The sequence below is a fragment of the Lichenicola cladoniae genome, assembly GCF_013201075.1.
GTDB lineage: Bacteria > Pseudomonadota > Alphaproteobacteria > Acetobacterales > Acetobacteraceae > Lichenicola > Lichenicola cladoniae.
Genome location: NZ_CP053708.1, coordinates 404,193 through 427,716, shown reverse-complemented (window position 1 = coordinate 427,716; position 23,524 = coordinate 404,193). Strand labels below are relative to the sequence as shown.

Below are 23,524 nucleotides of genomic sequence, written 5' to 3'. Positions count from 1 at the left end.
CCGTTAAGCGATCCCGGGTGCCTGGATTCCTTTGCATTGCAACGTCTCCCTAGCGAGAGACATACCATGCTACTCGACATTATCGGCAGGATAACGCTTCAGTGCCTGCCATGTCGTGACGCCTATCGTCATTTGCCGGCCTGGCTTCTCCGCCGCGTGTCCGGTCGGGCGTGGCTCAGGAACCAGCCACGGACATCATGCGGCGATCCGCGTCTCGATTTATGCCTCCTATGCCATCGCCATCTCGACGACCATCATCCCGTCCTGCACCCTGACCGGCACGACGGTGATCGAGCAGTCCGGCCCGGCCCCGGTACGCAGGTCGAACACCCGGTCGTGCAGCGGGCACATGATTGTATGGGTTCCGGTCAGTCCGTCCGCTAGCGGGCCGCCCCGGTGCGGGCAGGTCGGCTGGGTCGCATACACCTCGCCGCCATGCAGGTGGAACACGGCCAGGGTACGGTCGCCGACGACCATGTTGCGGCCTTCGCCGACGGGGATCTGGCTCAGCGGACCGATGCTGTGGCTGTCGATCATCACGACACTCCTTCCGGGACAACGATGTCCGCGAACTGGTTGGCGGTTTTGGGCGTGTTGGCTTCCTGCCAGGGGTCGTAGGCGGCGGCGATGGATTTCTCCATGGCTGCATCTAGGTCTGCCACGATGCCGTCGCTGTCCTCGACCACAATGGCGCGGATGCGCTCCAGTCCGACGCGCGGAACGAAGGTGTAGGTGCGCTCCTTCCATTTCGCGTTCTCGCGGTAGTACTGCATGAAGCGCGCGGTGATGGTCATCACGGCCGCCTCGCCGTCGACGGTGCAGAGCAGGTCGCCCTTGCGGATGTGCGCACCGGCCGCGCCGCCAATGTAGATTTCCCACTTGTCGTTGCCGATCGCGACGGCGCCGATATCCTTGACGAGCGCCTCTGAACAGTTGCGCGGGCAGCCGGCGGTGGCGAGCTTGAGCTTGGCCGGACTGTCGACGCCGCGGAACCGCTTCTCGATCTGCGCGGCAAGGCCCATCGAGTCGCCGAGGCCAAAGCGGCAATACTCGGTGCCGATGCAGCTCTTGCAGGTGCGATAGCTTTTTCCGTAGGCATGGCCGGACGGCATGCCGAGGTCGGCCCACATTTTCGGCAGGTCCTCCTTGGACACGCCGACCAGATCGATGCGCTGGCCGCCGGTGAGCTTGACCAGCGGCACATTGTACTTGATCGCCACCTGGGCAATGCGGATCAGGTCGGCCGGGGTGGTGACGCCACCGGGCATCTCCGGAATGACCGAGAAGGTGCCGTCCTTCTGGATGTTGGCGTGCACACGATCGTTGATGAAGCGGGCGTCGCGCTCGTCGATGTATTCGTCCGCCCATATGGTGACCAGCAGCGAGGCGAGCGCCGGCTTGGAGCCCGCATCCTCGTGACCGCCGCCGAGGGCCGCGAACACCGACGATACCGACCGCAGCCCCTGTGTTTTCACCGCTGCGACCAGCTCGGGCTTGGCCATCGGGATGGTGGGCACGTAGTAGTGGATCGACGGGTCTTCCTCGACTGCCCCACCGCAGAACCACTCGACCACTTCGCCGACCAGGGTCTTGCAGGAACCGCAGCCCATGCCGGCCCGCGTCGCGTCCATGACCGACTTGGTGGTGCGTTTTCCGGCGGTGACGCAGGCGCCGATCGCGCCCTTGGTGACGCCGTTGCAGACCTGGGTGTCGGCCGGCATCTCGTCGAGGGTGATCTTCTGCGACGGGGTGCCGAGATCGAACAGCAGCGACAGGCGTTCCTCGGGCAACGGGCTGTCGCGGTCGAACGCCTGCATCAGGTAGGCAGCCTTGGAGATGTCGCCCATCAGGATCCCACCGACCAGGCGGCCATCGCGCACGATGAGTTTCTTGTAGGTGCCGTTGCGGGTTTCGGTAAAACGAATGACCTCGTCGCGCTCCTCCTGCGGCTCGGTGATACCCATGGAGGCGAGCTCGACACCCATGACCTTGAGCTTCGTGGCGAGCTTGGAGCCGTGATAGGCGCTTTCGATATTGCGCTCGGTGACGTGGTCGGCGAACACCTTGGCCTGGTCCCAGAGCGGCGCCACCAGCCCATAGACCTGGCCGCGATGCTGTGCGCACTCGCCGACCACGAAGATGCGGCGGTCGTCGAGGCAGCGCATGTGATTGTCGACCACGATGGCACGCTCGACGGTCAGGCCGGCACGCTGGGCCAGCTCGACATTCGGGCGGATGCCGGCGGCCACTACCACCATCTGGCAGGCGATGACGCTGTCGTCCTTGAAGCGCACACCGGCGACGTGGCCATTCGGATCCAGTTCGATACCGGTGGAGCGCTGCCCGCCATGGATGGTGACGCCCATCGCCTCCATGGCGCTGCGCAGGATCGCGCCGCCCTCGATGTCGAGCTGGGCGTTCATCAGATGCTGCGCCAGATGCACGACATGCACGGACGGCCCGTGCGTCATCAGCCCGCGCGCGGCCTCGAGCCCGAGCAATCCGCCACCGAGCACGACCACGTTGGTGCTGTCCTTGGCCATGGCGGCCATGGCGTTGCAATCGTCCAGCGTACGGAAGCCGAACACGCCGCGGCGAAGTTCTCGGGTCTCGTCTCGGATGTTGTCCATCGGCGGAATGAAGGATCGGCTGCCGGTGGCGATCAGCAGCACGTCGTAGCGCTCCTGCACGCCGTTCTCGGCGGTCACCACGCGTGCGGTGCGGTCGATGGTGGTGACCCGCGCACCGCTATGCAGGCGGATGTCGTTGTCGGTGTACCAGTCGAGCGGGTTGATGTAGATGTCGCCGGGGTCCTGCACGCCGCACAGCACGTTGGACAGCATGATCCGGTTGTAGTTGCCGTAGGGCTCGTCTCCGAACATGACGATGTCGAACATCTCGGCGCCGCCGCGTGCGAGCACCTCCTCGACGGCCCGCGCACCGGCCATGCCGTTGCCGATGACGACGAGCGTCTGTTTCGTGCGAATGATATCTGACATGGTCATGCTCCTCAGACTTCCATCAGGCCCATGTCGAGCACCACGTATCCGGCGATGCCTTCGGGTGCGGCGACCTGCACCTCGATCACGGTCTCCGGGAACAAATCCTCGACCACCGAAAGCGGCACGTGCTGGCCGGACCTGGCGCCGAGCGGGAACAGGCGCATCGGCTTGCCGTCGCGCAGCAGGACCAGCGTCACCAGCGCATCGGCCGAGTTGCCGGCCCGCAGATAGATCAGTTGTGCGCGGCGGTCGGCCGGCACGGTGTAGGTCGGCGCACCGGCCAGTGCGGTGGGTTGCTGCAGTCCGGCGCCAATGAAAGCGAACGTTCCGGTGATGATGCGCGGCGTGCTTTCGATCATGGGGCAATAATCCTCATGGTGGGTGGGTCATGATGCCGCGACCGGCGCGGCTTCGGCGGGTGCGACGGCGATCCGGGCGGCGCAGATCTTCAGTTCCGGCATGCGCGAGATCGGGTCGACGGCATCGATGGTGAGCAGGTTGGCGTTGGATGCGTCGCCCCAATGGAACGGCACGAACAGCGTGTCGCGCCTGATGTCGGCGGTGACGCGGGCCGCCAGCGTCACGCTGCCGCGACGGGTACTGACCTGGACCAGCATGCCCGGACGGATGCCGAGCGGTCGCGCAGCATCGGGATGCAGTTCGACGAACGCCGCCGGCTCGGCATCCTGCAGTTCGGCCACGCGCCTGGTCTGCGCACCGCTCTGGTAGTGGGTCAGCACGCGGCCGGTGGTGAGGTAGAGCGGATAGGCATCGTCGGGCTCCTCGGCGGACAGGCGCCGTTCGACCGGATGGAAGCGGGCGCGGCCGTCCGGATGGCCGAAGCGGTCCAGGAACAGCCGCGGCGTGCCGGGATGACTCTCGTCTGGACAGGGCCAGAACAGGCCGTCCCGCGCGGCAAGCCGATCGGGCGCCATGCCGGCATAGTCGGCGACGCCGCCGGCGCTGGCACGCCTGAGTTCGGTGAACACCTCGGCCGGCTCGGACGGAAATGCTGCCGTGCACCCGAGCCGGGACGCCAGTTCGGACAGGATCCGCGGCTCCGACCACACGCCAGGCGGCGGAGTGCGGGCTTGGACGCGCTGGATCACCCGGCCCTCGAGGTTGGTCATGGTGCCGCCCTCCTCCGCCCATTGCGGCACCGGCAGCACGATGTCCGCGAGGGAGGAGGTCTCGGTCAGGAACAGGTCGAGGGCCACGAACATGTCCAGGCCCGACAGTCGGGCGGACAGACTGGCGGCATCGGGTGCGGAAACGACGAGGTTGCTCGCGGCGACCAGCAATCCCTGTACGCCGCCAGGCTGGCCAAGCGATCTCAGCATCGCGACTGCCGGCATGCCGGGCATCGGCAGCGTATCGGGATCGACGCCCCAGACCCTGGCCACGGCGGCACGGTGGCCGGGATCGTCGAGCTTGCGATAGCCGGGGAGCTGGTCGTTCTTCTGGCCGTGTTCGCGGCCGCCCTGGCCGTTGCCCTGCCCGGTCATGCAGCCCCAGCCGCAATGCTTGCGGCCGGCCTGCCCAAGCGCCAGCGCGAGATTGATGAACGCCAGCGCGTTGTTGGTGCCCTGGCTCTGCTGTTCCGGACCGCGGCCGCTCAGGATCATCGCGGTGGCGGCCTCGCCGAGCATGTGGGCAGCGCGCTCGATATCGCGGGCGGGCACGCCGGTCAGGCGCTCGACGCGATCGGGCCAGTAGGACGCGACGGAGCGGCGGGTGGCGGGCCAGCCGGTGGTGCGCTCGTCGATGAAGATCGGGTCGATCAGCTTGGCATGGATCGCGGCGTTCAGGATGCCGTTGGCCAGCGCCGCATCGGTCCCGGGGGTCAGCGCCAGATGCAGGTCGGCGAGCTTGGCGGTTGCGGTGCGTCGTGGGTCCGACACGATCAGCTTGCCGCCACGCGCCCGCTGCGCCTCGAAATACTGCATGATCGGCGGCATGGTTTCGGCCGGGTTGGAGCCGGCGATCAGGATCGTCTCGGCGCCGGGGATGTCCTCGAGCGGGAACGGCAGGCCGCGATCGACACCGAATGCGCGCAGCCCGGCGGCCGCTGCCGAGGCCATGCAGAAGCGGCCATTATAGTCGATGTTGCCGGTGCGCAGGGCGAGGCGCGCGAACTTGCCGAGCAGGTACGCCTTCTCGTTGGTGAGGCCGCCACCGCCGAAAACCGCCATGGCATTGGCGCCGTGCGCAGACTGGATGCGCTGGATGCCGGCGACGATCCGGTCCAGCGCCTCGTCCCAGCTCGCCGGGCGCAACGGGCCGCCCTTGCTGTCACGGACCAGCGGCGTGGTCAGGCGCTCGGGGTGATCGAGCAGTGCCGCCGAAGTCCAGCCCTTGCGGCACAGGCCGCCCTTGTTGGTCGGGAAGTCGCGCGCCGACACGCTCCAGGCGCCGTCCCGGTCCTGGTTCAGCATCATCCCGCACTGCAGGGCGCAGTATGGGCAGTGCGTCGCGGTTCCGGCCGTCACGCTGCTCAAGGGCGCCGTGATCACACGATCGAGGGCGGCGCTATCCGCCATCAGATCCGGGCGACGCCGGGAAGAGCGCCCCAGGTGGTGCGCCAGCGGCTTTTCACGGACATCAGTCCGAACAGGGCGACCAGGGCCAGCACCGCGAAGATCAGGAAGCCGGGCCCGTAGGCGCCGGCATACTGGCGGGCGGTGCCGAGCGAGAAGGCAAGCAGGAATCCGCCGACACCACCGGCCATGCCGACAAGCCCGGTCATCACGCCGATCTCGCGCGCGAAACGCTGCGGGACCAGCTGGAACACCGCACCATTGCCCATGCCGAACGCCAGCATGGCGACGATGAACACGACCAGTGCCGCACCCAGCGTCGGCAGGTGGGTGGACACGATGAGCAGCGCGACCGCTGCCACGCCATACATGACCGACAGGGACCGGATGCCGCCGATCCGGTCGGCAAGGGCCCCGCCCAGCGGACGGACCATCGAGCCGGCGAACACGCAGGCGGCGGTGCATTCGCCGGCGAGCACCGGACCGAGCCCGTAATCGGCGTTGAAATAGATGGTGAGCGAGGAGGCCAGGCCGGAGAAGCCGCCGAAGGTCACGCCATAGAACAGCATGAACCACCAGGCGTCGCGGTCGCGCAGCACGTCGGCATATTGATGCAGGTGGCGCGGGGCCGGCGGGTTCGGCGCGTCGCGGGCCAGGACCAGGTAGGTCACGAAAGCGATCGCCACAGGGATGGCGGCCAGGCCGAACACCGTGGTCCAGCCGAACCTGGCGGCAAGCAGCGGTGCGAACAAGGCGGCGAACACCGTGCCCGAATTACCGGCCCCGGCGATGCCGAGTGCGATACCCTGGTATTGCGGGGGATACCACCGGGATGCCAGCGGCAGGGCAACGGCAAAGGAAGCGCCGGCCACGCCGAGCAGCATGCCGAGGATCAGCACCGCGGAGTAGGACGGGATGCCGAACAGCCAGACTGCAAGCAGCGTCACCAGGACGATGCACTGGGCGATGATGCCGGTACGCTTCGGACGCAAACGATCGACCAGTAATCCGGCAACCACACGAAGCAGCGCGCCGGACAGGATCGGCACCGCGACCATCAGGCCCTTCTGCGCCGGGTTGAGGTGAAGGGCGTGGGCGATCTGCACGCCGAGCGGGCCGAGCAGCACCCAGACCATGAACGCCATGTCGAAATAGAAGAAGGCCGAGAACAGGGTCGGAAGATGGCCCGCCTTGAGAAATGCCCTATTGATCATCAATCACCCTTCCAGGTTCGAGACCAACCGCCCCATAAGCGCGCATCCTGTGCAAATACTGAGCCGGTGTCAGCCCCTACGCTCTTGATGATGTCAAAAAAGGCATATTATTTAAGTTATAATTCCGGGCTGCTGCGGAATAGGCGGAGTTGATGCAGACGGAGCGTTGCGGCGACGGGACGGCTGTCCCTGCACTCGCCTTCGGCTGGTGCAGCGTCCAGGGACGACGTGGACGCAACGAGGATTTCGTCGCGTTTCGCGGCGGCGACATCGCCATGCTTGCGGATCAAGGTTTCGTGGCAGCTATTGCGGATGGTGTCGGCGGGCATCTGGGCGGTCGCGAAGCTGCCGAAACCACGGTGCGTGGCTTCATCGATGCACAGAGCAGCCAGAGCCCATTGCGGAGTATGCGTGAACGCGCAGCCCTGGCGCTGAACGCGATGAACCAGTGGATCCACGCAGTCGGCCGGACCGACGAGGCGCTGGACGGGATGGCCACCACCTTCACCGGACTGATCATGCTTGGCCGGGTCGCGCATATCGTACATGTCGGAGACAGCCGGCTTTATTGCCTGCGGGATGGGCGGCTGTTCCGCCTGACCACGGATCACGCATCTGAGCGGCCGGGCCAGACGCATATGCTGACCCGCGCGATCGGGCTGTCGAACGAGCTGGCGATCGCCACCGCCACCGAGCCGGTTCACGTGCACGACCGGTTCCTGCTGTGCACGGATGGGGTGCACGGGGTGCTGTCGGATACCGAGATCGTGGCGGTGCTGACCCGGGGTGACCCGGCACTGGCGGCGGAGCGGCTGGTGCAGGCAGCGCTTGGCGCCCGCAGCACCGACAATGTCAGCGTCGCGGTGTTGGACGTCGAGGCGCTGCCACCGGTGCAGCAGGACGAGCTGATCCTGGCACTGTCCGGCCTGGACAGGCTGGCCGATCCGCAGGCCGGACAGGAGGTGGACGGCTTCCGGCTGGTGCGGTTGCTGGCACGTGGCCGCCACGCATGGGTGTTCGTGGCGCTGGACCTGCTCGGGGAGTTCGGCGACGTCGTGCTGAAGTTCCCGGCGGGACCGGACGAGACGGCGCGCCGGATGGTGCTTCGGGAGGAATGGATCGGGCTACGGGTGCGTTCGCCGTGGCTGGCGGCGCCTGTTCCGCTGCCGGCGGATCGGCGAACGATGCTCTATGCCGTGCAGGCGTACCATTCCGGCGGAACGCTCGACCAAAGGCTGCGGCGATCACCGCCGCTGTCGCTCGGCGCCGGGCTGGCGATCGCTACAAAGCTCGGCAAGGCGGTCGCGACGCTGCACCGCGCAGGCGTGATCCATCGTGATATTAAGCCGGAGAACGTGCAACTCGACCTCAGCGGCGGGGTCAGGCTGCTCGATCTGGGCGTGGCGCTGGTGAGCGGATTGGCGGATCAGACCGCACGAGACGGAAGTTCACCAGGCGTGCCGGGGACGGCCAGCTACATGGCGCCCGAGCTACTGGCCGGAAGCAGCTCCGGTGATGCACGCAGCGATCTGTTCGCGCTAGGGGTCACGCTGTATCGGGCCTGGTCGGGCGCCTGGCCGTATGGCGAGATCGAGCCGTTCCAGCGACCGCAGTTCGGGCGCCCGACCCCGCTGGCGACGTATCGGCCGGACCTGCCGCGCTGGCTCGGCGCGGTGCTCACCCGTGCAGTCGCGGTGCGTCCGGAAGACCGCCAGGACGATGTGATCGAACTGATCCTGGAACTGGAACACGGCGCCGAAATGCCTGGGGTGTTCCTGCACGACCGCCTGACGTTGCTGACGCGCAATCCGGTGCGGTTCTGGCAGGCGGTATCGTTGCTGCTGGTCCTGGTTTTGTTGAGCCTTGTGTTGAGGCAGGCAGACTGGTGATTGTCGATATCTTGCTGAACCTATCCGGCAAGCTTCTACCGCAGGGCAGCGAGAATTGATTGATGGCTGTGGCACGCCACGATTGACCAACCTCATCCAATCATCTTGCCGCTCAAGACCCGCTTGACGCCGACGTTGGTCCAGAAGCCGCATTGATGACCAAGGCTGGAATGACCTGACGCGCGGGAGGAGTTCGACAGCGAGATCACCGGCTATCCGTCGTTTCTTTCAGAGTCTCCGCATTCGGTGGGATTGAATTGCCACCATGCAGCGAGTGGCGGGTAGTCGTTTTGTAAAACCTTGATTTAGTTAAATGTTTTTGAACCGCGCTCACGTTGACCGTATTTGCCTATCGCCCGCGTACTGGCCGGATGCTCAGCGCGCACATTTCGTCGCCTGATTGGGTAGACGACTTATTAGCCGCCCGGCTATTGGCATGCGTTGGGGCGCGACGTCGCCAAGCTTGTTGCTCCAATCGTCTTCGGCGCAGCGGTGGCGGTGGCTCTCCCGAAAGAACTTGTTGAAGGAGCCGTAGCGCTTGCAGCAACACGCGTCGCCAGCAAAGCACTAACGCAGTCCGCGTCAAAATTATCGGCAAAGCCGTTGTCGGAGCCGGACTTGCGGCCGCTGGCTCTGCAATTCCGGGCAGCCTCTCTAGAGCCTCAGCGAGTGATGCGGCACATGATACGGAGCAATGGCGACGATATCAGATCGAAGTTAAGCGCCGGGCGATTCAGAGATGACGACGACAGCGACAACTAAGACTTGAGCGTATGCCTTGATAGCCCTTGGAACTTGCGCCCTGGTGACCGGTCTGGCTGAATACAGTCTGCCGCTCGACATCGTCGGGTGCGTCGTCGCATTCGCCTAAGCCCAGATACTTCTATGGGCCGGCTCGCTCGTCGGCTACCCGCGCAAACGCGGTTCGGCAATCCTGTTGAGCGTCGTTACTCTTGGGCTCGGGGCGATCCTGATCGGCATCCGGATCTACGCGGGGCCTACCGCTTGGCTTGGCTGACCCGCCATTTCCAGCCTAAGCCCGCGATGACCAGCATCGCCGTCTCGACCAGCACATAATGGTTTTAATAAAAAAACAGCGAACTACGATCTTTTGAAGACGTCATCAGGCAATCGCCCTCGTCCTCATCGTTAGGTCGTCACCGCGAAAATGGATAGTCGCTCTAGGTCAGGTCAAGCCCGTTAGAACCCCACGAGCAGCAGGTCGAGCGCGCGAGTGATTCTATCGTGCTGCGCATCGAGTGATGCAACGGCACGCTTCAACTCACGGCCGGAAACGGCGCTGAGTGCCTGCGTCACCATGACGTGCGGCTTGCCCTTGATCTCGAAGATTGGGTTTAGCTCGCTGATCGGTCGGGTTGCCTTTTCTTCAGGCATCAGTGGCACGACAACCCGAGTACTAAGATGGGCAAGCAATTCGGCTTGAACGTCGACGACATACCCTTCGCCCTCACCCGGCATCGGATGTACGTCCAGGCGCGCCATCAGAACTGCCTATAAGCAGCAAGTGGCAGACCGTTCTGCGCAACCTGTTCATTGTAAGACTGGATGGCGTCTTGGTTCTGCTCGAGCCAGCGCTGTCTTCTAAGGGAAGCAACCTCTGCAGCCAGGCCGCGCTCACAGGCTTGCGACAGGTTGATCCCAAGATCGCGTGCCTCCCGCAGCAGTGTCTCAGGCAACGTCACGTTTGTAGCGCGCCGGGATCCGGAAGCAGGTGCGATAGATCGCGGCATCGAGATCTCCATCAATACCCCCGACCATATGCCCATAGTGTATGCGCATGCAAGGTACACAGGCTACTCTGGAGCCTGCGGCTAGCTGAGCGCCCTTCTGGAGCCGGCTTCGCGGCGCTCTGAATTCTTCGGGGTGACGTTTCACAAGCTGAGCACGCGGCTGTCATGCTACCATCCAACGTGCATCGGACCGCGCCGCTTATGATGTCCGACTTGTCGATCTTTGCCCAACCGGCATCGGTTGAGATGAACATGCGCCGGTTCATGATCGAAGGTTGAGATCACGAACCGTAAGCCGAACACATGCATTTCCGACAATAATCAACTGCTCGTTCAATATGTCGGCTCGCTAGCTCGTCAGCTGCACCTTGATCGGCCCATGACGCTCGATCACGTTCAGCGCGACCTCGGTGCCGAGACGTTGCAGATGGACGGTGGCGCGGCCGCCGGCGATCTCGAGGTTGAACAGGGTCAGCTCATCGAGGAACGCCGGCAGTTGCGGCCTTTCGAAATGCACGGTTGCGGTCGCGGGATCGAAGCGCAGACCCAGCGTCGACTGGATCAGCGACGGGATAGTGGCGGCGGCCCAGGCCTGCGGGCTGCAGGCGACCGGATAACGCACCGGACCCTCGCCACGCTGGCGAGCAAAGCCGCAGAACAGCTCGGGCAGACGACGCAGGTCGGCATAGAGCGACGCGTCGAACAGGCCGGTGAACACGCGCGCGGCTTCGTCCTTGAAGCCGTAGCGGGCCATGCCGATGGCGATCAGGGCGTTGTCGTGCGGCCAGACCGACCCGTTATGATACGCCATCGGATTGTAGCGGGCTTCGCCGGCCGGAATGGTGCGGATGCCCCAGCCGGTGAAGAAGGTGCGGCTCATCAGGCCGGCGACGATCCGGGCCGCCCGGTCGTGCGGGACGATCCCCGACATGAGCAATTGGCCTGCATTGGAGGAGCGCACCTTGCAAGGGCGCTTCTTGCCGTCCAGCGCGATCGCGTAGGTGCCGAGTTCCTCGACCCAGAAGGCAGTGTTGAACGCTGCGCGCAGCGCCTCGGCTTCCTCGTCCATGCGTTCGGCGAACACGGCATGACCGAGCCGGCGGCCGATCATCGCGGCGGCGCGCTTGGCGGCATACACGTAGCCCTGCACTTCGCACAGCGCGATCGGGCCTTCCGCCAGCGTGCCGTCGGCATGGAAGATCGAGTCGAAGCTGTCCTTCCAGCCCTGGTTGACCAAACCGTTCTCGTTGCGCCGGCCATACTCGACGAAGCCGTCCGCATCGCGGTCGCCGTACTTGTCGATCCACTCGATCGCCCGCTCGATGTTCGGCCACAGGCGCGCGATCATCGACACGTCGCCGGTGCGGTCCAGGTATTCGCCTGCCAGCATGACGAACAGCGGCGTTGAATCGACGCTGCCGTAATAGTGGCGGAACGGCACCTCGCCAAGCTCGGCCATCTCGCCGTGGCGTACTTCGTGCAGGATCTTGCCCGGCTCGGCATCGGCGACCGGATCCTCGGTCTCGGCCTGGTGACGGGCCAGGTAGCCCAGCACGCCGCGGGCGATCGCCGGGTCCAGCCAGAGCGTCTGCATCGCGGTGATCAGCGCGTCGCGGCCGAACGCGGTGCTGTACCAGGGGACGCCGGCATACGGATACGGCCCGTCCGGCTTGTCGGTCAGCAGCATATAGATGTCGCAGATGCAGCGACGGATCGCCTCGTTGAAGATCTCGTTCGACGAGGCGATGCCGGCCGCCCGCGAGGAGGCATGCCGCAGGCTGCGTCGTGCCTCCACCATCGCCACCAGGTACGCCTCGGACACCGGGCGTTCCGGGGTATCGGTCGGGTCGCAGGCGGTCTCGATATGGATCAGCTGGCGCTGGCCGGGCTGCAGCGTGAGGGTGAAGCGGGCGCTGGTCGCGGTGAGGCGGTCCGGCTTGGGCCCGAAGCGCAGCCGGGTGGTGCGCAGCCGGTTGTCGAGCCCGTCATAGGCGATCAGGACGGTATCGTCGCTGACCGTCGGGGCCCGCAGGGTGCCGTGACGCAGCCGCTTCGTCCCGCGGGCCTCGAACAGGTCGGCAAAGTCGGCCTTGAACGACAGCTCGATGACCACGGTGCGGGCGATGACGTCATAGTTCCGTACCTGCAGCCGCTCGTAGGAGGTCTGCTCGCGCAGGAACACTGTCCGGCGCAGATGCAACAGGTCGTGATCCAGGGTCTTGCCGTCGATCTGGATGTCGGAGTTGGTGAGGTCGCAGGACAGAGTCGCGTTGTTCTCACGCAGGGTGGCGCTCAGCAGGATCGGCTGGGTGCCGTTGATCGACAACGATAGAGACGAGAGATGGCGCGTATCGAGATAATAGAGCCCGTCGGCGATGCCGGGTCCGGACAGGATGTTGCCGTTCTGGTCGAACACCCCGAAAAGGTCGCCGTATTTCAGCGTATGCAGCCGTCGCACAGCCATGACCGAGCTGGCGGAGACCGGATAGCCGTCCTGCGGGGCCGCCGGGTCGGATACGGCGTCGGATGCGGGCTGTGCGGTCGGTAGGTCCGGCTGGTTATCCAAGCGACTATCCTTTGCGGGCGATCATGCCCGGGCCTGTGCGAGCGAGCATGCTCAGGTGGCTCTATCCAGAGAGAACTCCACCCTCCGCAAGTCCGCAACCGGCCGATAGGCGAGCACGTTGCGTCGGGTGATGGCAGATCGGGCGAGCGACACAACCCAATCGAAACGAGTCTATGGGGAGATGCGCGACTTCACGCGCACCCCGGAGCCGGGTCCGGGGCCTTCGAAGGGGGCATCCGCAGAGGGTAAACCGTTGTTCGTGGTGCAGAAGCACGACGCGAGCCGCCTGCACTGGGACTTCCGGCTGGAGCATGGCGGCGTGCTGTGGAGCTGGGCGGTGCCGAAAGGTCCGTCGCTGGACCCGCACCACAAACGGCTGGCGATGCATGTCGAGGATCATCCGGTCGACTACGCGGCGTTCGAGGGCACCATCCCGAAGGGCAACTACGGCGCCGGCACGGTCGAGATCTGGGATCGCGGCACCTGGGCGCCGATCAACGGTGATGCCGAGGCGGCGCTCGCCAAGGGCGAGTTCAAGTTCCGGCTGGACGGCGAGCGCCTCCAGGGTGGCTTCGTGCTGATCAGGCTGAAGCCCCGGCCGCGCGAGAAGTCCGAAAGCTGGCTGCTCATCAAGGAGCACGACGAGTTCGAGCGCGAGGGAGCGGATGCCGCCGCATTGGAAGAACGCAAGCTCGGTGCTGCCAAACCGGCGAGAGCGTCGAAGAAGAAGGCACCCGCGAAACGCAAGGGGGATGCCGAGCTTCCGGAGACCCAGGCGCCACAGCTCGCCCAGCTGGTGCGCACCCCACCCGCCGGCGAAGGCTGGGTCAGCGAGGTCAAGTTCGACGGCTATCGAATGCTGGCGCGCAAGGACGGCGACCAGGTGCGAATCATCACGCGTAATGGCCTCGACTGGACCGAACGCCTGCCCGACCTGGCCGCCGCCGTTGCCGCGATGGAACCCCGGACGCTGATGCTGGACGGCGAATTGGTCGCACTCGGCAAGAACGGCATCTCCAGCTTCGCCGGGCTGCAGGACGCGTTCTCGACCGGACGGACCAGGTCCTTGTCCTACTACGTGTTCGACCTGCTGCATCTGGACGGGACCGATCTTCGGCCGCAGCCGCTTTCGGCACGTCGCACGGCGCTCGAGCAGCTGATGCAGGACGTGCCCAAGGCGGGGCCGCTGCGGTTCAGCGAGCATCTGGAGTCGGACACCGCGCGGGTGAAGCAGGAGGTGTGCGCGATCGGACTGGAAGGGATCATCTGCAAACGGCTCGATGCGCCATACCGGCCCGGTCGCGGTGGCGACTGGGTCAAGGTCAAGTGCGAGAACCGCGAGGAGTTCATCATCCTCGGCTACACGCCGCCGGCCGGCTCGCGCCAGGGGCTTGGGTCGTTGCAGCTCGGGTTTCGCGACGATGGCGGCCAGCTCTATTTCATCGGCGGCTGCGGCACCGGATTTTCCGCGCGCATCCTGCGCACGCTGACCGAACGGCTTGAGGTGCTGCGGATCGACACGCCCTTGAGCATGCTCGGCACCGAGAAGCCGCAGCGCGACACGATTTGGGTAAAGCCGGAGCTGGTGGCCGAGCTGACGTATGCGGGCTTTACTGGTGGCGGGATGTTGCGGCACGCGAGCTTCCAGGGGCTGCGCGAGGACAAGCCGGCCGACGAGGTGGTGCGGCCGATCCCACCCTCCGATGCCAAGCGGACCCAGCTTGGGACTGCAGAAAAGCAGCCGGGGCCGTCGAGAGAGAGCAAGGCCGACCCGAAGCCCACCGCCAGCCGCGCCACCATCGTCGTCGCACGCAAGACCGAGCGCGGTGCCGCCGAGATCGGCGGTGTCCGGATCAGCCATGCCGACCGGCCGCTCTGGCCGGAAGATGCGAATGGTCCCGCGCTGACCAAGCAAGATCTGGCACTGTATTGGCAGACGGTCGGCGAACAGGCTGCGCCCGGCATCGTCGGCCGTCCATTGGCCTTCGTGCGCTGCCCGGACGGGATCGGCGGCGAGCAGTTCTTCCAGAAGCATCTGGGGCGCGGCATGCCCGAAGCGCTGCACGAGGCGGAAGCGGATGGGGCGCCCTACGTGGCGTTCGCCGACGCGTCGGGGCTCGTCGCGGCAGCACAGATCGCTGCGGTCGAGTTGCATAGCTGGGGATCGAGCGAGGCCGATCCGGTCCATGCCGATCGGCTGGTATTCGACCTCGATCCCGGCGACGGGGTGACCATGCCGACCATCGTGCAGGCGGCCCGCGAGGTGAAGCAGCGCCTCGAGGCAGCCGGCCTTGCCGCGTTCTGCCGCACCTCCGGCGGCAAGGGGCTGCATGTGGTGGCGCCGGTGCGAACCAAGGCAGGCTGGGACCAGGTGCGGGCCTGGTGCCGGGCATTCGCGGAGGCGATGGAAGCAGATGCGCCGGGCCGGTTCATCTCCACCACCCGCAAGAAGGACCGCGACGGCAAGATCCTGGTCGACTGGTTGCGCAACGGGCTCGGCTCGACGGCGATCGCCTCGTTCTCACCACGTGCGCGCCCGGGAGCCGGCGTCGCCACGCCGCTGGCCTGGCGCGAAGTGACCGAGACGCTCGATCCGCAGGTGTTCAACCTGCGCACGATCCCGGCCCGGTTGGCCAGGCAGAAAGCCGATCCCTGGGAAGGTTTCGCCGACGAGGCGCGCGACCTGCCGGGGATTTCCGATAAACCCGCCCGCAAGAAGAAGAGCTGAAAAAATGGCCGATCGTCCAATCTGGCGCGGGCAGCTCCGCCTCGCCCTCGTCTCCTGCCCGATCGCGCTCTACAGCGTGCGACAGCCAAGCCAGGAGTTGCATTTCCACTTCATCAATCCGAAGACCGGAAACCGCGTGCGCATGGTGACGCAGGATTCCGAGACCGACGAGGAGCTGTCGCGCAAGGATCTGCAGCGCGGCTACGAGTTCAAGAAGGACCATTACGTCCTGCTCGACGACGAGGATTTCGAACGGGCCCGGATCGACAGCTCGTCGGTGCTATCGATCGACAAGTTCGTTCGCGCCGACAGCATCGATCCGATCTATTTCGACAGCAGTTATTACCTGGTTCCGGATGGCAGCGGCCGCGATGCCGCCGACGACGTGTTCGTAGTGCTGCGCGAGGCGATCGCCAAGACAGGCCGGGTAGCGCTGTCCCGCCTGGTGATGTCGCGTCGCGAGCGGGCGGTCGCGTTGATGCCCATGGGACGCGGCATCGTGCTGCACACGCTGAACGACACGCGCGAGATCACCGCACCGGACAAGCTGTTCGAGGATATTTCGGACGCGCCCGCCGACACGGAAATGGTGGCGCTGGCGGTGCAGCTGATCGACAGGCAGACCGCAAAATTCCAGCCGGGCGACATGGAAGATCGTTACGAGGCACGGTTGCGCGAGGTGATCGACGCCAAGCTTGCCGGCGAGGATGTGCAGGCGCCGTCCGAGGAACCCGAGCGCGACAACGTGGTCGACCTGATGAGCGCGCTGCGCAAGAGCCTCGGCGAACCCAAGGGGGCGACCGGGGGAAAAACTGCATCGGATGACAAGCTGGCGAAGAAGCAAGCCGCCGGAAAAGCACCGCCGAAGAAGCCAGCACCCAGGCGCAAGACCGCCTGAAGCGGGGCGCACGACCAGAAACGCGTCGGGATTGGCGGCCAGTGACGGACAATCCCGCAGAGCCGCCAGCCGCGTGGATGGTCACGACCGCTTGACCTTGTCGGCGCCCGGCCTGCACCGTGCGGCGCGCGGTTCCGGGCGTGGGGGAACGAGGTGGGGCAGGCACAGATGCCGGCGGATGTGCTGACGCTGCGCACGCCGATGACCACGCTGTTTCTCGGACCGCTGGACGATCGCGGCTTAGCGTCCTTGCGCACGCTTACCGTGCTTGGAGGTCATTTCGAGCAAGCGGCAGACATGCAGGCCCGGGCGGCACTCGGCTGGGTGTCACGCGATGCCGGTCAAATGAACGCGTTGCGCGGCTACCTGGCTCGCCACCATGTGGCCGGTGCGATGGGACCGCTGACCGATACCGCCATCATCGAGGCGCTGCGCCGGTCCCTCGTCGAGCATCGGCTCGGCATGATCGCCTGCGACGTCATGACGCCGCATCCGGCCCAGCTCACCCTGACCGCGGGCGGATCGCACGCGGCGGCGGCACCTCGGGACGCCGGACCGGGCGCCAAAGTTGCGGCGAAGCCGCAGCCGGTCGGGGTGGCAGCGGATGTCGGTCACTGGAGCACCCGGAAACGGCTCACCACGATGGCCGGGCGCGCCTTCAAGCGGATCCCGGGCGAGGTAGGCCGCCAGATCCAGGGCATGCTGACCCCGGAGAACCTCCTGCTGCTGGATGCCGGGCTGCTGGCACTCATCATCGCTCAAGGGTTCGGCGTCGGCGAGGTCGTCGATGCGGTTCTGGTGGCGATGGCGATCCGGGCCGCCGGCTGGAGCGGAATGATCGCCCTGGTCGAGCTCAGCGGCGCCTGCGTCAAGGCAGCGCGCGCCACCAGCGACGCCACGCTGGATGCCGCCGCCGACAGCGCCGCCGAAGCACTTGCCGTCCTTGGCGTGCTGTTCGTGACGATGCTGATCACCAAAATGGCCAAGCGGGCTACCAGTGGCGGCGGTGAAGCGTCAGGCGGCGGTGCGCCCGACGAGCCTCCTGAGCAGACGGTCAATCCCAACCGGGGGCAAGGCGTCGGCGGAAAAGCCGCCAGGGGTCCGACGGTGACCGAGAACGCGGCGAAGGGAAAGGCCTTCGAGGCTCAGGGGTTGGAGCATCTGGAGACTACCCAGACAAACATCCAAGACCAAGTCAGCGTCCGCCCGTATTTGGATAACGGTGATCTAGCTGATTACCGTGTAAGGCTGGATGCGATCAGCCGGGACGACACTAATACCCTCCGGCTAACTGACTTCAAATCGTCCGAATCAGCAGGCTTGACGCCCAGGCAGACCACAGGCTACCCGCTTCTCGGTAATAATGGCGGGCAGGTCGTCGGAAACGGGGGTGGTGCAGATTACCCGGCAGGTTTTCAAATCCCGCCAACAAACGTCGACGTTCTTCGGCCGGGAGACTTCTGATGCTGATTAAGATCACCGAACAAAAGCGGTTGAAGCTCGAGATTTTCGAGCATCTGAAACCGCAGCTCGTCGACCATGGCTTCAAGCTGAAAGCAGCGAAGGAAACCTTCCGACGGCAGCATGACGGCGTGACCGACATGTTCCAGCTCATCTTCCTCGACAACAAGATAGACGACAAGCCAGGCTGGCGTATCAAGCTGAGCATCGCAGTCCGCGTCGAGAAGGTGGAGGAAATTTTCCACCAGACGTCTAATTTTGACCAAAAATATCAGTCGGACACGGCGACTATCGGAAGTTCTCTGAATTATCTGACAGGTGTCAGTCGCGACGAATCTGAATTTCCAGTCAATTCGATAGATGAAGTTCCCCAGGTGTGCAGCTTAATCTTGGATGCCTTCTCTAATTTCGCTCTATCGTATTTCAAAAGGTTTGATGTCTTGGCCGAGATAGATAGGGAGCTCAATACCAAGCCGCTCGAATACAACTCCAATCGTGGTGTCCCCTATTTTCGCTGCACCACTGGCCTGATCGTCGCGAAACTTGTCGGACGGGCTGACTACAAGTATCTCGTCGACGTCTACACAGAAATAATGCGGACTTCTGATAAGGGATTTTATCTCAAGCGATTCCAAGCGCTGGTTGACGCGCTTGCTGCTCTATCCCCCTAAAGTTCATGATAATAACTGCACGTCATGTAAAAAGATTACGTACAGGTAAAGAGATCAGTAAATCTAGACCCTTCTACCACATGCCCTATTGGGCGATTACTTAAGATTCTCACGAATCGCGAGGCCGGAAGGCTGGAATCTAGAATTTTCAAGGTTTCAGACAGCATCGATTCCGGGATCAGTGCATTCATTACCGCTGATCGCCTGATATACGAGCGAGACCTTCTCAGACAGGACATCGGCGACGATATCCTCCCGATTGCCTATGCGGAGGGCGGAACTACATCGGTATCGCGATATCCGGCCCAACCATCGGCGACATCTATTTCGTTGATCATGAACGTCACGGACCGCAATCGCATCCGGTTTCACCGCGTTTCTCGAGAAGGTCGAGCCGTTCAACCCTGAAAGTGTCAGTTTGAAACCGGGCCAGGTGAAGAAGGTCTGGGTCAACCCGGTTTCCTGAAAAAGGCGCGATAGGCATCGGCATGCAAGGATAGATGGAAGCTCCGGATCGTCTTTCTCGATCAGACAGTCGTATGCACCCCGTCGCGGTCGTCGTCGCCTTCCTGTCCGGGCTCGGCGCCCTGTCGATCCTGGCGCTGCCGTTGCTGCTCGTGCTGCTGATGGTGCTGTTCGACAGCCTTGCACACGGGCTGCTCGTGCTGTTTGGGATGCTCATGACCTGGGCAAGCACGCTGCTTCGGGCCGGTGGCGGCAGTGGATTGCCGCCCTACTCCGCCATCGTCATGGCGCCGCTGCCGGTGGCAATGCATGCTGCGCTGCAGTCGGCGCCTTGCCTGGGGGGACTCATTCTGGTGCTGCTGCGACCGCGCCCGGGGAAAAGCTGGTGGCTGGTGGCACTGCTCTGGTGCCTCTCCGCCGGTATCGGCGGCGAGCTGGTGGCGGTGACGCTGCTGCCCGGGATCGCGGTCGCCGCATGGTTTGCGCTACGGCGGGCCTGATCCGTCATGCAAAATTCAGCAATCCGCACGCCCTGACGTTGTAGGCATGATAAGTCGAGGCCTGTTGATCTCGATCAACAGGCCAGTCTGCCAGACGGGATAGAACACCAGCATGAATGATCCTGTTGCAGGTGCCGGAATGGATAGTCAGATCCCCAGAGAGCAGCTCGCGCTGATGCATGCCTGGTGGCATGCCGCTAACTACCTGTCGGTCGGACAGGTCTATCTGCTCGACAACCCACTGCTGGACGAGCCGCTTACCCGATCGCACGTCAAGCCGCGCCTGCTCGGCCACTGGGGCACCACGCCGGGCCTCAACTTCGTCTACGTCCATCTGAACCGGGTCATCCGCGAGCGCGACCTCAACATCGTCTTCGTTGCCGGGCCCGGCCATGGCGCGCCCGGGCTGGTCGCCAACACCTGGCTCGAAGGCACCTACAGCGAAATCTATCCGGAGGTGTCGCAGGACAGGGAGGGCATGCGCCGCCTGTTCCGGCAGTTCTCCTTTCCGGGCGGTATCCCCAGCCACGCCGCGCCGGATACGCCCGGCTCGATCCACGAGGGTGGCGAGCTCGGCTACTCGCTGTCGCATTCGTTCGGCGCGGTGCTCGACAACCCGGACCTGCTGGTCGCCTGCGTGGTCGGCGACGGTGAGGCCGAGACCGGCCCGCTGGCCACCTCGTGGCACGGCAACAAGTTCATCGATGCCGCGACCGACGGGGCGGTGCTGCCGATCCTGCATCTCAACGGCTACAAGATCGCCAACCCGACCGTGCTGGCCCGCATCGGCAACGACGAGTTGCGCAGCCTGATGGAGGGCTACGGCTACGTGCCCTATTTCGTCGAGGGCGACGACCCGGAGAAGATGCACGACCTCATGGCGCGCACGCTGGATTATGTGGTCGCCGATATCGCGGCGATCCAGCAGCGCGCCCGGTCCGGCGTCACCGAGCGTCCGCGCTGGCCGATGATCGTGCTGCGCAGCCCGAAAGGCTGGACCGGGCCGAAGACCGTCGACGGCCTCAAGACCGAGGGGTCGTGGCGCTCGCACCAGGTGCCGTTCACCATGGAGAAGCCGGAGCATCTCGGCCTGCTCGAGACGTGGATGCATTCGTATAGGCCCGAGACGCTGTTCACCCCGGAAGGGCGGCTCCGGCCCGAAATAGCCGCCCTGGCACCGCACGGCGACAAGCGGATGAGCGCCAACCCGCATGCCAATGGCGGCCTGTTGATGCGCCCACTGCGCATGCCCAATTTTACCAGCTACGCGACGCCGGTCGCCGAGCCGGGCACGATCACCGCGGAAGCGACCCGGCTGATGGGCAACTTCCTGCGCGATGTCATGCGGCTGAACGCCGACGCCCGGAACTTCCGGGTGTTCTCGCCGGACGAGAACAACTCGAACCGGCTGGGCGCGGTGCTGGAAGTCACCAACCGCGCCTGGAACACCGAGACCCTGCCCGACGACGACCATCTCGCGCCGGACGGACGGGTGATGGAGATTTTGTCCGAGCACACCTGCCAGGGCTGGCTCGAGGGCTACCTGCTCACCGGCCGGCACGGGCTGTTCTCGTGCTACGAGGCGTTCATCCACATCGTCGACTCGATGCTCAACCAGCATGCGAAATGGCTCAAGACCAGCCGCGAGATCGCGTGGCGCCGGCCGATCGCGTCGCTGAACTACCTGCTCACCTCGCATGTGTGGCGCCAGGACCATAACGGCTTCAGCCACCAGGATCCGGGCTTCATCGATCACGTGGTCAGCAAGAAGGCCGACGTAGCGCGCGTCTATCTGCCGCCCGACGCCAACACCCTGCTCTGGGTGACCGACCATTGCCTGCGCAGCTGGGACCGCATCAACGTCATCGTCGCCGGCAAGCAGCCCGAGCTGCAATGGCTCGACATGGATGCGGCGATCACCCACTGCACCGCCGGCATCGGCATCTGGGAGTGGGCCAGCAACGATCGCGGCGGGCTGCCGGACGTGGTGATGGCGTGCGCCGGCGACGTGCCGACGCTCGAGACCATGGCGGCAGTGGACATGCTCCGCCGGCATCTGCCGCAGCTGAAGATACGCGTCGTCAATGTCGTGGACCTGATGACGCTGCAGCCGAACTCGGAGCATCCGCACGGGCTGTCGGACAGCGATTTCGATACGCTGTTCACCCTCGACCGGCCGGTGATCTTCGCGTTCCACGGCTATCCGACCCTGATCCACCGGCTGGTCTATCGTCGTGCCAACCACGCCAACATGCATGTGCACGGCTTCATCGAGGAAGGCTCCACCACCACCCCGTTCGACATGGCGGTGCGAAACCGGCTCGACCGCTACCACCTGATGGCGGACGTGATCGACCGGGTGCCGTCGCTCGGGCCGGCTGCCGCCTACGCCAAGCAGGCGATCCGCGACAAGCTCGTCGAGCACCAGCGCTACGTCACCACGCACGGCATCGACATGCCGGAGGTCTTGGGCTGGCGCTGGAAGGCCGGCGCGCCGTGAGCCACTCCGCCGGGCCGACTTCACCGCCAGCGGCGGACGCGATCCTGACCCTGAACGCGGGCTCGTCCAGCATCAAGTTCGCCCTGTTCCGGATCGTGGACGCGGATATCATGGTCGCAGTCCGTGGCCAGATCGACGGGATCGGTACGGCGCCCAGGTTCCGGGCTGCGGATCCCGAGGGGAACAGGCTGGGGGAACAGGCCTGGACCGACGACGCCCGGTTCCAGGAGGATCTGCTCCAGTTCCTGCTGGACTGGATCGTGGCGCATCTCGGACCGGACCGGTTGGTCGCGGTCGGTCATCGCGTCGTGCATGGTGGCCGCGACCATGACCGGCCGGCGCTGGTGACGGCCGACCTGCTGGCGTCGCTCGAAGCCCTGGTGCCGCTGGCGCCATTGCACCAGCCGCATAATCTGGCGCCTATCCGCGCAGTCGAGGCGATCCGGCCGGGGCTCAGCCAGGTCGCGTGTTTCGACACCGCGTTCCACCACGCCATGCCGATGGTTGCTGCCCGGATCGCGCTGCCACGCGAGTTCGAGGCACTGGGCCTGCGCCGCTACGGGTTTCATGGATTGTCCTACGAATACATCACTCGCCGCCTGCGAGTGTTGTCGCCCGGCATCGCGGCAGGCCGGGTGATCGTCGCCCATCTCGGCAACGGCGCCAGCCTGTGCGCGATGGCGAACGGGCAGAGCCAGGACACGACGATGAGCTTCACGCCGCTAGACGGGCTGGTGATGGGCACACGCTGCGGCAGCATCGATCCCGGCGCCATCCTGTATCTGCTGCGCGAACAGGGAATGGATGCGGATCAGGTCGAGAATTTGCTCGACCGCCGCTCCGGCCTGCTCGGCGTGTCCGGATTATCGAGCGACATGCGCGTCCTGCTCGACAGCGACGACCCGAAGGCGGCGGAGGCGGTCGAGTTGTTCGTATACCACGTCGCCCGCGAAGCCGGGGCGATGGCGAGCACACTCGGCGGCGTCGACGGCATCGTGTTCACCGGCGGCATCGGCGAACACGCGGCGAAGGTACGTGCCCTTGTGTGCGAACGACTGGTATGGCTTGGCGCCGAGATGAACGACATGGCCAACGAGGCCGGCAAGGACATTATCAGCACGGCCGACAGCCGGGTCGAGATCCGGGTGGTGCCGACCGACGAGGAAAGCATGATCGCCCATCACACTCTGGACCTATGCGCCGGGATATAGGGCGTCCCGATCGAGGCATATGAACGTAGGACTGTTTGTCCTTTTGATCACAACTGGACGTCTCCGGACTGCCCAACCGGTTCGATAACATCTGCCCCTTCTGCTCAGAGATCGCGGGGGACCGATCCCTC

General features: G+C 64.9%; 16 protein-coding genes. 8 read left to right on the top strand and 8 right to left on the bottom strand.

The window, feature by feature from the left end; all coding sequences use genetic code 11:
• Positions 1-228: 228 nt before the first annotated feature.
• Genes HN018_RS01795 through HN018_RS01775 form a run of 5 tightly spaced genes read right to left on the bottom strand, consistent with a single transcriptional unit; the run spans position 229 to position 6,753 of the window.
• The gene (locus HN018_RS01795) at positions 229-537 is read right to left on the bottom strand and encodes a Rieske 2Fe-2S domain-containing protein (RefSeq protein ID WP_171836120.1); all 309 of its coding nucleotides are present in this window, start codon (positions 535-537) and stop codon (positions 229-231) included.
• The gene (gene nirB / locus HN018_RS01790) at positions 537-2,999 is read right to left on the bottom strand and encodes a nitrite reductase large subunit NirB (protein ID WP_171836121.1); all 2,463 of its coding nucleotides are present in this window, start codon (positions 2,997-2,999) and stop codon (positions 537-539) included. The genes HN018_RS01795 and nirB overlap by 1 nt, the downstream gene beginning before the upstream one ends.
• Before the next feature lie 11 nt (positions 3,000-3,010).
• Positions 3,011-3,361, bottom strand: coding sequence for a hypothetical protein (locus tag HN018_RS01785; protein ID WP_204259638.1), 351 nt, complete (start codon positions 3,359-3,361; stop codon positions 3,011-3,013).
• Between the two features lie 27 nt (positions 3,362-3,388).
• A complete protein-coding gene (locus tag HN018_RS01780) occupies positions 3,389-5,542 on the bottom strand; it encodes a molybdopterin oxidoreductase family protein (protein ID WP_171836122.1) in 2,154 nt (717 codons plus the stop codon).
• Positions 5,542-6,753 carry a nitrate/nitrite transporter gene (locus HN018_RS01775; protein ID WP_171836123.1) on the bottom strand — a complete coding sequence of 404 codons (1,212 nt, stop codon included), beginning with the start codon at positions 6,751-6,753 and terminating at the stop codon, positions 5,542-5,544. The genes HN018_RS01780 and HN018_RS01775 overlap by 1 nt, the downstream gene beginning before the upstream one ends.
• Before the next feature lie 152 nt (positions 6,754-6,905).
• On the opposite strand from HN018_RS01775, the gene HN018_RS01770 reads away from it, so the two are divergent.
• Positions 6,906-8,642, top strand: coding sequence for a bifunctional protein-serine/threonine kinase/phosphatase (locus HN018_RS01770; RefSeq protein ID WP_171836124.1), 1,737 nt, complete (start codon positions 6,906-6,908; stop codon positions 8,640-8,642).
• 1,200 nt (positions 8,643-9,842) lie between these two features.
• Here HN018_RS01770 and HN018_RS01765 read toward each other — a convergent pair.
• From HN018_RS01765 to HN018_RS01755, 3 genes are all read right to left on the bottom strand, one after another.
• The gene (locus HN018_RS01765) at positions 9,843-10,145 is read right to left on the bottom strand and encodes a CcdB family protein (protein WP_171836125.1); all 303 of its coding nucleotides are present in this window, start codon (positions 10,143-10,145) and stop codon (positions 9,843-9,845) included.
• On the bottom strand, positions 10,145-10,393 hold the full coding sequence (locus HN018_RS01760) for a type II toxin-antitoxin system CcdA family antitoxin (protein WP_171836126.1): 249 nt from the start codon (positions 10,391-10,393) through the stop codon (positions 10,145-10,147). Before HN018_RS01760 ends, HN018_RS01765 begins: the two co-directional genes overlap by 1 nt.
• Positions 10,394-10,742: 349 nt before the next feature.
• On the bottom strand, positions 10,743-12,959 hold the full coding sequence (locus HN018_RS01755; protein WP_239478939.1) for an amylo-alpha-1,6-glucosidase: 2,217 nt from the start codon (positions 12,957-12,959) through the stop codon (positions 10,743-10,745).
• A gap of 181 nt (positions 12,960-13,140) precedes the next feature.
• Between HN018_RS01755 and ligD the strand changes: the two genes are divergently transcribed.
• The 7 genes from ligD to HN018_RS01720 all read left to right on the top strand — a co-directional run bounded on the left by ligD (position 13,141) and on the right by HN018_RS01720 (position 23,393).
• Positions 13,141-15,687: a DNA ligase D gene (gene ligD, locus HN018_RS01750; RefSeq protein ID WP_171836127.1), complete on the top strand. Its 2,547-nt coding sequence runs from the start codon at positions 13,141-13,143 to the stop codon at positions 15,685-15,687.
• A 4-nt stretch (positions 15,688-15,691) separates the two neighbouring features.
• Positions 15,692-16,585 carry a non-homologous end joining protein Ku gene (gene ku / locus HN018_RS01745; RefSeq protein WP_171836128.1) on the top strand — a complete coding sequence of 298 codons (894 nt, stop codon included), beginning with the start codon at positions 15,692-15,694 and terminating at the stop codon, positions 16,583-16,585.
• 153 nt (positions 16,586-16,738) lie between these two features.
• A complete protein-coding gene (locus tag HN018_RS01740; RefSeq protein WP_171836129.1) occupies positions 16,739-18,049 on the top strand; it encodes a hypothetical protein in 1,311 nt (436 codons plus the stop codon).
• Positions 18,049-18,717: a hypothetical protein gene (locus HN018_RS01735; protein ID WP_171836130.1), complete on the top strand. Its 669-nt coding sequence runs from the start codon at positions 18,049-18,051 to the stop codon at positions 18,715-18,717. The genes HN018_RS01740 and HN018_RS01735 overlap by 1 nt, the downstream gene beginning before the upstream one ends.
• Before the next feature lie 539 nt (positions 18,718-19,256).
• Entirely contained in the window at positions 19,257-19,682 is a 426-nt protein-coding gene (locus tag HN018_RS01730; protein ID WP_171836131.1) for a hypothetical protein, read from the top strand.
• 139 nt (positions 19,683-19,821) lie between these two features.
• Complete coding sequence (locus tag HN018_RS01725) at positions 19,822-22,182, top strand: phosphoketolase family protein (protein WP_239478938.1); 2,361 nt, start codon at positions 19,822-19,824, stop codon at positions 22,180-22,182.
• Positions 22,179-23,393, top strand: a complete 1,215-nt coding sequence (locus HN018_RS01720; protein ID WP_171836133.1) for an acetate/propionate family kinase — start codon at positions 22,179-22,181, stop codon at positions 23,391-23,393. The genes HN018_RS01725 and HN018_RS01720 overlap by 4 nt, the downstream gene beginning before the upstream one ends.
• Positions 23,394-23,524 lie beyond the last annotated feature (131 nt).